The sequence below is a fragment of the Empedobacter sp. UBA7248 genome (genome assembly GCF_002472945.1).
In the GTDB taxonomy this organism is placed as follows: Bacteria; Bacteroidota; Bacteroidia; order Flavobacteriales; family Weeksellaceae; genus Empedobacter; species Empedobacter falsenii_C.
Genome location: NZ_DKSU01000008.1, coordinates 454494 through 469053 on the forward strand (window position 1 = coordinate 454494; position 14560 = coordinate 469053).

9 protein-coding genes are annotated in these 14560 nt (G+C 29.2%); 1 reads left to right on the forward strand and 8 read right to left on the reverse strand.

Annotated elements, in window-relative coordinates; genetic code table 11:
• Nucleotides 1-2029 precede the first annotated feature (2029 nt).
• Entirely contained in the window at nt 2030-2293 is a 264-nt protein-coding gene (locus B4A23_RS09175; RefSeq protein ID WP_291119206.1) for a helix-turn-helix transcriptional regulator, read from the forward strand.
• A gap of 520 nt (nt 2294-2813) precedes the next feature.
• Here the strand turns inward: B4A23_RS09175 and B4A23_RS09180 are convergent.
• From B4A23_RS09180 to B4A23_RS09215, 8 genes are read right to left on the reverse strand one after another with little or no spacing between them, the layout of a single operon-like run.
• A complete protein-coding gene (locus B4A23_RS09180; RefSeq protein ID WP_291119209.1) occupies nt 2814-3206 on the reverse strand; it encodes a hypothetical protein in 393 nt (130 codons plus the stop codon).
• A 2-nt stretch (nt 3207-3208) separates the two neighbouring features.
• A complete protein-coding gene (locus B4A23_RS09185) occupies nt 3209-9730 on the reverse strand; it encodes an RHS repeat-associated core domain-containing protein (RefSeq protein ID WP_291119212.1) in 6522 nt (2173 codons plus the stop codon).
• 20 nt (nt 9731-9750) lie between these two features.
• Nucleotides 9751-10338: a T9SS type A sorting domain-containing protein gene (locus B4A23_RS09190; RefSeq protein WP_291119215.1), complete on the reverse strand. Its 588-nt coding sequence runs from the start codon at nt 10336-10338 to the stop codon at nt 9751-9753.
• Nucleotide 10339: 1 nt separating this feature from the next.
• Nucleotides 10340-11053, reverse strand: a complete 714-nt coding sequence (locus tag B4A23_RS09195) for a hypothetical protein (protein WP_291119218.1) — start codon at nt 11051-11053, stop codon at nt 10340-10342.
• Nucleotides 11050-11808, reverse strand: coding sequence for a hypothetical protein (locus tag B4A23_RS09200; protein ID WP_291119220.1), 759 nt, complete (start codon nt 11806-11808; stop codon nt 11050-11052). Before B4A23_RS09200 ends, B4A23_RS09195 begins: the two co-directional genes overlap by 4 nt.
• A gap of 1 nt (nt 11809) precedes the next feature.
• Nucleotides 11810-12637, reverse strand: a complete 828-nt coding sequence (locus tag B4A23_RS09205; RefSeq protein ID WP_291119223.1) for a hypothetical protein — start codon at nt 12635-12637, stop codon at nt 11810-11812.
• A 1-nt stretch (nt 12638) separates the two neighbouring features.
• Entirely contained in the window at nt 12639-13547 is a 909-nt protein-coding gene (locus B4A23_RS09210; protein ID WP_291119225.1) for a hypothetical protein, read from the reverse strand.
• Nucleotides 13548-13550: 3 nt separating this feature from the next.
• Entirely contained in the window at nt 13551-14435 is an 885-nt protein-coding gene (locus tag B4A23_RS09215; RefSeq protein WP_291119228.1) for a hypothetical protein, read from the reverse strand.
• Nucleotides 14436-14560 lie beyond the last annotated feature (125 nt).

The window sequence follows — 14560 nt, forward strand, 5'->3', positions numbered from 1 at the left end:
GGTGGTTTATTTATGTTTTACGTGATACGTATGACGTTCTACGTTTTAACATCGTTTTTAAAAATCAACATTAGTTTTAAAAGCCACTCCTTTTCCAGTACATCGCGCCAACTTTGTTTTTAGGAAAAGGGTTTTTGTTTTTTTACGCTTAACGTTTTTAATCTTATTAACATTCAAATTCACTTTAACAACGAATTTTAAAGCTGACATACGATTTGCAGACGAGTTTCAATCCATTGAAACAAGCGTAAAAAAGATTAGTGAGCGTATGCGAATCATTTAATCTTTTTAGTGTGTGAAATGGTTATTGAACGTCGAAAATCGCAGTCTTGACTTTTTTGGTTCGTTTTTGTGTCAAGACAAAAATGAATGAATATAGTTTTTCATATTTTTTTAATTCAACATTAGTTTTAAAAGCCACTCCTTTTCCAGTACATCGCGCCAACTTTGTTTTTGGGAAAGGGAGGGTATTTTTTTACGTTATACACTCAACGTCCAACGCTTTACGTCTTTATTCTTATTAATAATCAAATTCACTTTTAACAAAGGATTTCGTCATTCTGAGCTTGTATCAGAATCGCATCCTAAACTTTTCTAACCACAATAGAAACATAGGCATTCTCCCTTTTTTTATTTTAGAGATTCCATAGTTCAGTAAACTGAAACATAGCTATCTCCTTACTCTGTTATAAAGATTTATCTTCTCTATTGCTCTTTATTTTCAACATCCAGTTCTATGTACCTATGTGGTGAGAAATCTTTTCTGTCCTACTTAATATGGTCACTGAAACTCTCGAAGTGCAGAGTTGCATCTAATATGTCATCTCGAGGTATCAAAGAATATTTTGTCACTTTTTTTAGTCAAAAAAACTAACGAAAAAAGACTTGTCTTTGATTTTCGACGGTCAAATTAAGTTTCAGCCATTCAATGTTTTAAATCATTTGCTACGCAAACAGTAAAACATTTTAACCATGACTTTCAACTTTTTGACACTCGCCTCCAAATCATATGACATTTTCTTAATTCTTTTTCAATACTCAAATCCATTTATAACAACGAATTTAGAAACCGTCATTACTCAAAAGTCGAGCGTCAATTCGGCGTAGTGAGCGTCAAAAATGATTTACTCTTCGCATTTCACATGCGAATGTTCTAAAGCATTTAGCGAGTAGCCATTATTGACCGACTTGTAAGCACAGACTTGACTTTTTTGGTTCGTTTTTGTGTCAAGACTTCCCCGAAGGGCATATGAATTCATATGAAAACAATAATAACTCATGAATAAAAATGAACATATAATTATTAATCAACTTGTAACAATTTTTACCTAAGCTCCACTGGAGCTTCTCCTTTTAATTTCAAATTCTTAATCTCAAATGTTTTTTCATCAAGGTTCCCCGTAGGGCATATGAATTCATTTGAAATAATAATAACTCATGAATAAAAAATGAATGTAATAAAATAATGAACTACTAATCATTTTCTTATTATCGTAATTATGTTCAGAACCTCATCTCGTTGTCATTCTGAACTTATCTCAAAACCTCATCCTTAATCTGAATACATAATACTTTTTACATTTTACTTAATACTTAAAAACATCTTACAATTCTAGTAGAATCTAATAACCGTCTGTGCATTTCTTTATCCGAAACACATATTTTTAGAGAGAGTATTTTACTTGATTTGTAGAGGAATTAAACCAAGTATATTGTATGAAGTCCAATGCTATTGTTATGGAAGAAACGACCAAAAACAAAAAAGGCGTGGAACTCATCTTAATGTATTAGAGGTACTGGCATACCCAAAGGAACAATAAGTGAGCTCACGCCTAGGTCGTGAGCAAAACTACTTATTTTTCTTGTTCCTTTTAGTGAAAAGTGCCAGTTTTCTAATACAAGAGAAAAAGTAATAATTACTTTTATTTTTAAATAATTGATATTCTTTTATTTATTCAAATGTATAAACAAAAAAAATGTAAACCAAATAGTTTACAATAATTTTTTAATAAACTCTTAAAATTGTCTCATGCCTAAGTTAAGTAATGAAGATAAAGAGTTAAGAGATACTATAAAAAGAAGGTTTTTAACTATTTTAGAAAAAAAGAAAATATCAAAATCAGATTTAGCTAATTTATCTGATAAAGATCGCCAAGCTATTAATAAATGGACAAATTTGAACAATGAGGATGGATTAACTATATATACTATTAAAAATTTATGCCGTATACTTAATATAAGTTTAAGTTCATTTTTCGATGACAAATCATTTAATAATTATACAAAATCATAAAGGCTCCAATAAGAGCCTTTATTTATTTAACTTCTGCCAATTGTCTTGCAGTTTTTAATTTTATTTTAGTAGATAAAACTCTTTTTACATTCCATTATTAACGTATGAGAAATAATAATGCTATAAAGTAGAAGCAAATCTTACTATCTATAGAATACTAACTTACATTATTGCACATTCCAAAAACACTTTACACAACAAGGTATACCTCTTATTTTGTCGTCTATATTTTATAATAGTAAAATAGCCTATTTCTTCGGGGTTTGTTCGAGTGTCCTTCGACAATGGTTCGAGAAAAAGATTGTTTTGTCGAACAACAGTCGAACAACGGTCGAAGGATTATCGAAGAAGATAGGTTAAAACACAGCTTTATTTAGGTGTAATATTTTTTACGTTAAATGATATAATTTGAGAGAATTTTATAAAATAATAAAAGGCAAACATTTGTTTGCCTTTTATGGTATTAAGAATTTATTTACTTGTAATTAATGTATTATGAAATAACAACACTTCTAAAACATTACCTTATTACAATATAATATTTATGCCCTTTTTTATAATTAATATTATCTAAAAGATTAGAATTTTTTATTTCTAAAGTATCATATTTTTTTATTTTAACAGAATTAAAGGGCAAATAATTCCCTAGTGAACCTCTATTTCCAAATAAAAAAATACTATCATTTGGATTTAAGTTGTAGATTCCTTCCTCAAAATTATCTATTCCATTTATTTTTTTAGAATTAATTTTATTATAGGAAATGCCTTGTTTTATTCCTATCCTTTTTTCTATTGATGGATAGGTTTGTAATTCAATTTTAGAATTAGTGTTATTTATAATATAAACGTTATATCCAGGATAACAGCTTATAATAGATAATAAAAAACTAAGTAAAACAATATGTTTTTTCATATTTACCAATATTTTCTTCCTAATGCACCTGCATTACCTTCTGTGTAAAATTTTTGTTCATATAATTCTAATGTATCCTCTCCTCCATTAATCCATGCATTTAAAATACTAGGAATTCCAAAACCAAGTGTCCATAATGGTCCAAATCTTCTACTCTGTATATAGTGACCATATTCATGTTTAATGACTTCTGAAGACGAATTTATACCTACAGTCATTAAATTCCCCATTGTAAAACCAACGTCAAACATTAAATATTTACTTTCTAATAAAACAGATCCATTACTAAATCTATGAACATTTTCAATACCTCCAATAAGGTTTGTAAACTGCGCTGTCAATAGTCCGAAAATTTGTTGCGGTAGTTCCCAAGTAAAATGACTCAAAATTTGTAGGGATTTTCCTAATACTGTCTTACTAGAATCATAAGCAATCATAGCTCCTAATATTCTAACAGCTTTTGCACCTATTGTTTGACTAGCATTAGGATTTATAATTTCTGTTCCAGAAGTAGAAGATTCTTTTTCTACTGAATTATTAGAAGTTTTTTTTGGACTTTTTATATCGTTAAATGCATAATTAAGACTACTAATAGTAAGACCTATTGCTGCACCTTCCCAAAAGTTGCCACCTGTTAATTCTGAAGTTATCCCACCAGAAATTGCACCAGATAATATCATACCAATGTTAGAAGAACCAAAATTTACAAAACCTCCAACAACACTCCCAATCATATTATTAAATAAACTTTGACTAGGATTACCTCCAGATATACCTTGTATAGTAGCTTGAGTAAAAGAAGTTAAACCTAATTTCAAAGCTTTTAGACCTAAGCTAATTTTAGCTGCGGAAGTTCCTGCTTGAGTTGCTGAAGTTGAAATTCCTTGAAGAGTAGAACTTATTCCCCCTGATATGTAACCACTTACAGCTCCTATAACTATATTTTTAAAAAGTCCACCCCAACTAAAATCACCATAATATAATGAAAGGCCTGTATAAATAACTCCTCCAATAATAGCTCCAATAACCATAGATCCTAAGGCAACAGAACCAGCAATAATGAATACTTCACCAGATGGGTCACAATATTTTAGAGGATTATTCCATGCATACCCATAGCGGTTATAACTTTGAGAATTTTCAGAATCTTGTATAAAATTATCTGGACTTAAAAATTGTTTCAGAACGGGATCGTAAATACGTCCATTCATGTGAATAATACCTACTTCAGAAAAATGCTCGTGACCTGTATACCCACGATCTAAGAAAATAAGTTTAGCATTTTCACCTTCTGTGATATTTCCATTTGCGTCTTGTACTTTTACAATATTTCCCCAAGGATCAAATAAACGACGTTCTACAACATTTGCATTTGCATCGTAAATAGCCATAACCGAACCTTGGAAATCACGTGCTAAGTAATGATATCCTTCCTTGGTTGTGATTAAAGCAGAATTTAGTTCTGTAACATAAATAAATGGAGTGTCGTATGGAGAAGATATATAATTTATAATTTTTGTATTGCCATTTTGATCGACAGAAATATCCATTGTGCCATCTTGAGAATAGTATTTCTCTGTTGTTTTACTGGCTAACAAATCTTGTTTTAGGGCATAATATCTTCCTCCATTTATACCATATTGAAAGTCTACATTTCCTCTTCCTTGTTCAGAAATAGATAAAGGACGTTTAAAAGCATCATAGGTAATTTCTTGTTGTTTTCTTCGAGAGTAATAATCGTTACCTGGAGCATTTAACTGAATAGATTGTTTTTTATATTTCGCTGTGGAATTATAGGCATACTTTCCAACTTGATTATTTACATCAATACGACCATCTGTTAAATAGGTATTATAATTAGTCCCATTAGGAGAAGACCATGATGTTAAACGATCGAAAGTATCATAAGTGAAATTTTCTTCCCAAGCAAAATGAGAATCTGTACGTTTGGTTAGTAAACCACGATCAACTTGATATTCATAATTTACATTATATAACCAATCATTACCTTTTTTATTATTAATATTGGTAATATTACCATAAGCATCATAGGTATTTTCAACAGTAATTAATCCTCCTAATGTTGCATTAAGCGTTTGACCTCTTTCATTTTTAGCGTTAGCTTTCCAAACAACCTTTCCAACTCCTTTAGAAATATCCAATAGAAGATTTAATTCACCATTGTATTGGTTGTATTGATGATTTAGAATAACTGTTTGAACACGCTTATTATTTGTCATTGTCCATGATTCAGAATTCATGATACGTCCAAACTCATCATAAACAAATTGTTTTCCAAAAACAAATCTAGGAGTTACTTCATTTTTACCAGCAATTCTATAAAAATTATCATAGGTAATATCATTCGAGAAACTATTTCCTTCATTTGTTCCGTATTCTTTACTTAATACACCTTTTTTAGCGTCATCATAGGTATATTTAATCGAAATATTCGATTTACCAGTTGTCGTTTTTTCTGTTATTTTTCCTACAGCATTATACTTATATGTTGTAGTCCCTTCAGGCATTTTTTCTTCTTTTGTTTCATCAAATGCAGTAAAAGAATACGTATAAGGTGTTGAGCTAACAGATGGATCTAATAAGGAAGTACGTCTTCCCCATACATCATACCCTGTTGTGATAACATGAGAACCATACGTTGTTGTTTTTACAGTACCATTAGGGTTATAAGTATAATTAATCGTTTCTGTTCCATTATCAACTAACTGGGCAGTGTTACCTACAGCATCTTTCGTTATTTTTTTAGAACGAACTCCTTCAACTGTTGTTGCACTAAGACCATTGTAACTATTTGTAAGAATTAACCCTGTATGACTTACAATTCTAATTGGGCGTAATAGATGATCATATTCATATGTTCTCCATTGAGAAGGAGAGCTAAAATAAGGTTGACTTTCTCTTAATTTTCTTCCTAAAAAATCATATTCAGTAGATGTAGAAATATATTGTCCATCAGAGAATCCTTTGATTGTATTTTTAACATTATTCCCTACAGCATCAAAATATTGTGCTTTATAAGCTTTTGTTTGATCATTAAAAGAGACGATATTCCATCCATTATTATCACGATTATATTGATATTGAGTAATAAGAGGTGTTGTACTTGAACCACTTAATGTAACTTTCAAAAGTTTTCCCCAATTATCATATTCAGTAGAAGTTACAGCTCCAAATTTATCTGTTTCTTTTGTAACCTGTCCTAGTAAATTATATTCTAAATTAGTTTCATATCCTTCAATATCTTTTTTCTTAATGACAAAACGCCCATTCGGATCATATATATTTTCGATTTTTCTAACAGCTATACGTTCTGCTAATCCAGACAATTGTTTTCCATTATCTGTAATTGTTAAAACATTACCATATGTGTCATACGTATAATCAACAATCTGTATACCCTCGTTTTGTACAGTAACTTTTGTTTTAGAAATATTATTATTATTATCATATGTATATTCCTTTTGAGATGTATAAGAATCACCATAAGCATCAACTTTATTAACTTCTTTAATTAAACGACCAATAATATAAGACGATAAATTAGGTAAATTCTCTACTGTATTAGTTGTTGTTGATTTAAATGTTTGACCATTCGCGGTTTTTGTTTCAGTGGTAGTCGCTACATTATAATAGTTATCGTATGTATTTTCTGTTTTAGAAGTTACACCAGAAATAAAATCATTTTCAATAGTAGATTGAGGAAGTAAGATAAATCGTTTGTCAGATAAACTAGAATAGATGTAATTATTAGTTGTTTTACTCAATAAATTATTATCAGAGTAAGAATCTATTAAATTTATATTCGTACCAGAAAACGCCCATGAAACAGAGGTAGCCCCACGTTTACTTGGATCCATTTGAGAAACAGTCCAAACAGGTGTAGTATTATTAATACCATCTACAATCCAGCTTGATTGAGCTACTTTTTTAAAACCTAGTATACCTAACCCTTGAGAGTGACTTGTTAAACCAAAATATTTGTATAATCTTTTTTTACTTTTACCTAACGCATTTAATTTCAACTCCTTAACAACATACAAAGAAGGGAATTGTTTAATTTCTACATAAGGAAACTTTTCCGTGAAGGAAGAGTAATAAGTTCCATTAGCATTACCTAAATCTCCATTTGAAGCATTAGGTTTAAGAGGTTCATAAACAATATCTGTCGTAATTGTTCCATTAGATTCATTAACTTTTACAATTCTAGCATCTTTACTTTGATCTTTTTTATACCCTCCTTTCCATATTTGGTTTCCTTGGATAAAAGCATATCCATATGAATTTTGATTACTACCAAATTCTCCAATTAAAAAATGCATATGCTCATGATCTTGAGTGTGATAACCGTAGTCAGAATTAACTTGAGTATGCTCGTTTGATCCAAATATTACTTTACCAGTTGAGTCTACACCTAAATTTTGTTTTAAATATAAATGCCCTCTTCCATTTCTATTTCCTGGAGAAACTTGAAGAGTTTCATATTCATTCATCAAGAAATCACTTTTCCCATCTTTATTAATATCAATGGATCTATATTGTCTTAGTTTTACTCTATTTATAGTAGGAGGCCCACTCCAAGTTGGTTGAAATAATTCAAAGTTTTCATACGTATATTTTTCAAAAGAATTGCCTTTAGAAAGATACATGCTCCAGTTAGAATTTCCATCACTATAAGGAATCATCAGATCAGCTCTTCCATCACCATTAAAATCTCCCCAAACAATCCCAGATTTAGTTTTATTAGCAACAGAAACTTCTGGAAAAATCCCAGTAGCCAAGGTTATTGTTTCAATTGATACTTTATTATTAACTGTTTTATAATTAAACGTTTTTACACTATATGATCCATTATACGTGATCGAAATTATATCATCTTTTCCATCTCCATCAAAATCAAAAACGTAAGCATCAGATAGATTGATATTATTATCAATCTCAATAAAACCGTTTGTATTAAAATTACTTGATTCCTTTGGATTTAAACTTAACATATAAGTTTTCTTATCACCATAAAAAGAAACATTATCTTTAAAAAAATGAGGATATGCTCCATAATCTTCACAAACTGTCGTTTCTTCAGCATGATATTCTTTTTCGAAATGAGTGATTATTACTTCAGATAAACCATCACCATTAAAATCTCCGATTAATGTTTGAGCACTCTCTTTATATTTAGGATTAATTACAGGCTCTTCACCTGCAAAATCACAACTTACATAATTTCCACGTTGATATGAGTTTGGCTCAAAAAGAGAAGGATCATCAGTTGTTTTTAACTCCATTCGTTTAGAAAAGTCAGTAGTAATTTTAGCTAATGAATTTTTGTAACTAAGACTTTCAATCGTTAAAGAGTTTTTATCTTTTAATAAACGAGCTATAGAATTTTGTTGAAGTTTCTTGTCTCCATCTAGAGTTACAATAGGATCCTCAAGAAGTGTATTATAATCGTAACCTAATGCTTTAGCTTCCCAGTTATTATTATTTATCGGGTTTAGATATAATTCGTTATTTGAAATAAAATCAACCTCTCCGTTTCCATCGAAATCACCACTAACCTTTACCTTAGAAAGTTTATTTGATGTCGTAGCTAAATATGGTTGACCAAAAGCAATATACCCGTTTTCAGATTTTTCATAATTAAAAACAATAGGATTTGCCCCTTCCCCAACTTGATTAAATTCTTGAATTTTTTCTACAAATTGATAATTTAATTCATTTTGAGTATGATACAACTGATACTTTTTAAATAAAGAACCTCCAGTTGTAACATTAATATAATCTAAGATCTTACTATTGATTAATTTGTTACCATTTATAAAACCTATATCACGACGTAACTTTTCTTTGTAGTTAAATTCTATTGTATTTTGATAGTTTGTTGCTTTTCTTTCATTCTCACCCCAAATAATTTTCGAGATATATGTAACATTGTTATCTTTTATATATTCATATTTCACATAGTTTCCGTTAATATCAATCCACTTTTTGATTAAATATTCTGAAAAACTTTTTGAATCACTAGTATTGCCGTAATATGCAATAGAGCCATCAGGAAAATCAATTCGAAAAGAAGTAGGATTGTTTTCATTATCTATGGCACTAATTTTCATATTTGAAAAATTTTCAGTTCCAAATTGATTATTTCCTAATTTGATTAGTCTTTGACCTTCTAAAGAAAACTGATCATTTTCATCAAAATCAACAGGGTCAATTCCTCCATCTAAATCAATTCTAGTACCAACCCTATTGATAGCAGATATTCCAACAATATTCCATCCATAACCCGCAATCCCATTACTACCAGAGCTAGAATAAGTCAAGGCTATTTGTGGTGCAACATCTTTAATTCCGGGAGGAAGAGCTATAGGAACTTTATAATTAGCAGCTCCAGAACCATCTACAGTTAATTCTCCTTTTGTGTCTTGAAAGTTAATTGTTTGAGCGTGAATAACATTAAAACAACCAAATATAAGACTTAATAAAAAGTATATTTTTTTACTCATAAATTATAAGATTAATAGAGTTATTTTTTAATAATTTTTCTAGATATAACTTCTCCTTTTGTTGTTATAAATCGTAATACATAAATACCAGAAGGGACATTTGAAATATTCATTTCAATATTATTAGATAATTTATTTACCTGATAATTTTTAACTTCTTGACCAGCTAAGTTGTAGAGTTGAATATCTTGAACACCTTCAGTTGTATTCCATTTAATATTCAAAGGACCTTGTGTTGGATTTGGATATACCTGAAAAATTGTTTCGATTTCTTTGATAGATTCTTGTACTATTTCTATTTTATCAAAAGAAGTCATATTAGGCGAACTTGTTTTTGGAATAGAAGTAATAGTAATATTAAGATATCGTTTTATTTGATTTCCAGAAATATCATAATTAAAATTTAAAGGATCTTTTGTATACACTTTATCAATATAAGCATGAAATTTAGATTGACTAGTTGCTTTTATATGTGTTCCATTTGTGAAAGTAATGGACTGTTCATCATATACAATTAGACTAGGATTTTGATTACCAGTAATTGTTTTTTGAGCCAAAACTGAACTAAATGAAATTATGGTTAGAATAAAAAATAGAGTTTTTCTCATATTAGTTCTGTTTTAATTGGTTAATTTCTTGAGTTAATTGGTCGATTTTAGAATTTTGTTCAATTAAATGAAGCGTTAATTCTTCAATTTTTTGAAGTAAAAGATTATTCATTTCACCTAACTTCAATCCATTTTCTTGTATTTCTTTAGCAGAAGGTAAATCTGGTAAATGATGATGTTGTTCAGTGAAAGATTTAATCTCATTTAGAGTTCTGAAGTGATAAGTAGAATTTAAACTAGATTTACCTGTATAATATTTCTGAAAAACATAGTCTGCAGGAACAGCTAAATCTACTTTTACTTCGTTAGCATGAATATTCCCTTTTACAGCTAATTTAGCATCAGGGTTATTAGTTCCAATACCAACATTACCATTATTATTAGCTAAAATTAATTGCTGCCACGCTCCCCATTCTGTTGCTAACGGTAAAGCTTTTCGGTAGAAAATACCACCTTGATTAAAATTTAGTTGATGATTTTCTCCTCCTGAATTATCTTTATCATTCCAAGGAGAAATTGTAAGATTAGCAGAATAATTACCTAAACCAGGTACACCAATAATATTTCGATACTTAAATTCTGCTTCAATTCCCGAATATTTTGCGTTTGGTAAATCATTAATGGATCTTGTGTCTCTTATTATTAGTTTCGTAGAGTTTTGTGCATAAATTAATCCTATCGGAAAAAATAATAGAGGAAGTATTAATTTTTTCATCTTATTTGCTGTTTTAATTGATTTATTTCTTTAGTTAATTGGTCTATTTTTTCGTCTTGTTTAGATATTTTTTCATTCTGTTCAATCAAATGAAGCGTTAATTCTTCTATTTTTTGAAGTAAAAGATTATTCATTTCACCTAACTTCAATCCATTTTCTTGAATTTCTTTAGCAGAAGGTAAATCTGGTAAATGATGATGTTGTTCAGTGAAAGATTTAATCTCATTTAGAGATCTGAATTGATAAGATGGATTTAAAGTAGAACTCCCAGAATAATATTTTTGAAAAACATAGTCTGCAGGAACAGCTAAATCTACTTTTACTTCGTTAGCATGAATATTCCCTTTTACAGCTAATTTTGCATCTGGATTAGTTGTGCCAATTCCTACATTACCTTGAAAAGTTGTTAATTTTGTTTCAGGAAAAATTTTAATTGTTGGCGTATTATAAGCATTACCAATAAAAAGATAGTTTAAAGTATTTGGGCCTCCAAATGCACCTAACCCTCCAAAATTCACATTCAGATCGTTATCAGCTCCAAAATAATATCCTCTAGCCCAACCTCCACCATTTTCAGGTGTTGATAAAATTTTAGTTCCATAAATAGGAGCATTGTAATCTATAAGTATTCTATTTTGAACATCCAAAGTTGATTTAGCTGTAGAGACTTTTATTCCAACATTTTGATTAAATAACTGTTGAGCATATAAAATTCCAAAAGGAAAGAATAGTAAAGAGATTATAATTTTTTTCATATTATTTTTTTGTTTCAAGTTCTTTAATTCGTTTATCCTGTTCAATAATATAAAGCGTCAGTTCTTCAATTTTTTGAAGAAGAAGCTTTTGAGTCTCTCCAACAGAAATACCATTTTCAAGAACTTCTTTTTCAGAAGGAATATTCGGAAGATGACCTTTTTCTTGGATATGTTTTTCAACTTCTTGCAGTGTTAGTAAGTCATACTTTTCCTTGAATACATAATCAGCCCAACCATCCATATCAACTTTTACTTCTTTGGCATGTACTGTTCCATTGACGTCTAACATATTTTTAGGATCTTTGACTCCTATACCTATTGCATTATTATAATAAACAGAATGTTTTTGAATTCCTTGAAAATAATTTGTATACACAGCGCTTAAGTTTGCTTGATCTATAATAGCATCAGTATAACTATGTTGTGTAACATGTATGCTATATGGATTTCCTGAAGATTTAGTATGAAAAATAGTTAGCTTATATTGATTTATTGTATTGTCCCAAACAATATCACCAACATATATATTATTTACTAAAAGACCTTCAGCTTCAATAATTCTTGAAGTAGTAGAATTCCATACACCATTAGAGGGATTCATACCTACTTGAAAGTTCTTTCTAATTATACCTACACTATTTTCATTAGAATATGTTCCAGAGATATTTACCTCTATCCATCCATTCAAATAGCTGTTACCTAATAATACATCAACAGCTTGATTAGGTACTCCATTAGGAAAATTTACTCTAAACTCTTTTTGTTTATAAGATTGAGCATTAGATAATATTGATGTACATATTAAAATTAAAAAGTAGAATTTTCGCATATTACTTTTGTTTAAGAAGATTAATTTCTTCTTGTTGCTTTTTTAGTTTTTTATTTTGCTCAATGATATAAAGCGTCAGCTCTTCTATTTTCTGAAGAAGTAGCTTTTGAGTTTCACCAACAGAAATACCATTTTCAAGAACTTCTTTTTCAGAAGGAATATTTGGTAAATGACCTTTTTCTTGGATATGCATTTCAACTTCTTGTAGTGTTGGTAAATCATACTCTTTCTTGAAAACATAATCTGCCCAACCGTCCATATCTATTTTTACTTCTTTAGCATGTACAGTTCCATTGACATCTAATTTGTTTTTAGGATTAGACGTTCCTATCCCAACATTACCGTTAGAAATTGCTTTAATAGCAATTGAAGCATTATCATCTGATCTTAAATTACCTACATACAATGTCCATTCATCTGTTGTAGGTTGTAGAGGAATAATAGAAGAATCTTTTCCAGTATTATTTAAAACTTGCCAATCTGCATTTATATTAATTGATCGAATTTTAATATCAATTTTTAATGGTGTATCAATTCCTAAAGTATTTATAGCTCTTATCCTAATAATATTTTTACCTCCATTAATGTCAATAGTAAAATTTCTATTATTATACCCCGTATAATCATTTGCATTTATAATACTTGCTTCTCTCCATTTATCATAATTAGCATGAGATGTCGATGTTAAAAATGTAGCTGCTGCCGCAATATTTCCTCTTGTATATGAGATTGAAATTTCAAAATATCCAGAAGAAGAAGCATTAATTGGATCAACTGAGACAAACTCAATATAATCTCCTTTTTGATAATTTGAAGGAAATGTAACAGAAGTTATAAATTCACTTGGTGCATATTGACCAAAAGCGAATATACTTAGCAATAAGTATATGAAAAAGTAGATTTGTTTCATAAACTATTTATTATTTTTTATTGATTGCTTCAGTTTTTTTATTTCTTCGTTTTGTTCAATTAAATGTAGTGTTAATTCTTCTATTTTCTGAAGTAAAAGGTTATTCATTTCCCCTAAAGACAAGCCTGTTTGCTGAATCTCATTTGCAGAAGGTAAATCGGGTAAATGATGATGTTGTTCTGTAAATGATTTAATTTCTTCCAAAGATTTAAATTGGTAAGATGCATTTAATGAAGAATTTCCAGTATAGTATTTTTGAAAAACATAATCTGCAGGGACAGCTAAATCAACTTTTACTTCATTTGCATGAATTTTACCTTTTACAGATAATAATTCGTCTGGGTTTTTAGTGCCAATACCTATTTTTCCTTCTTTAGTAATAATTCCATTACTAAAATCTACTTGGCGGAATGAGTTTTTATAGTTTAAATTAACAATATTAGAACCTATTAAAGGCTCATCTACAATATTCCAATTTACATAATTATTAGCAATATCACCAGACATTCCTTGAGCAAAAGCTCTTATTGAAAAGCGTGAAAAATATGTTTTTTCATTAATATAAATAATGACTTTTCCATTTTCTTGAGCTAAAGAAATATTTGGCAAATATCCACCAAATGAAGAAATAGAGTAATTAATAAATTCCCCATTAAAAATATAGTAATTAAGAATAACTCCTATAGTTGAAGCTTGACCATACGCATAGCCTTCAATTATAATGGTTGGCATTTGAGAACTATTTGTAAAAGGAAGGTTTGTTTTGATCTTTAAACCATTTATTGGAGTTCCATTAATATTATAATTGACTACAGGATTGTAATTTTGCGCAGAAGTTGTATATGTTAAAAATAACACAACAACTAAAAACAGTATATTTTTAATCATATTGAATAGCAAAGTATTAGATTATACAAATCTAAATAAAATGTTAATATAAATAAAATAAAAACACAACTTATTTACTAATTACCTTTATTTTACTCTTTTTCTTTTGAACTATATTTTCCTCC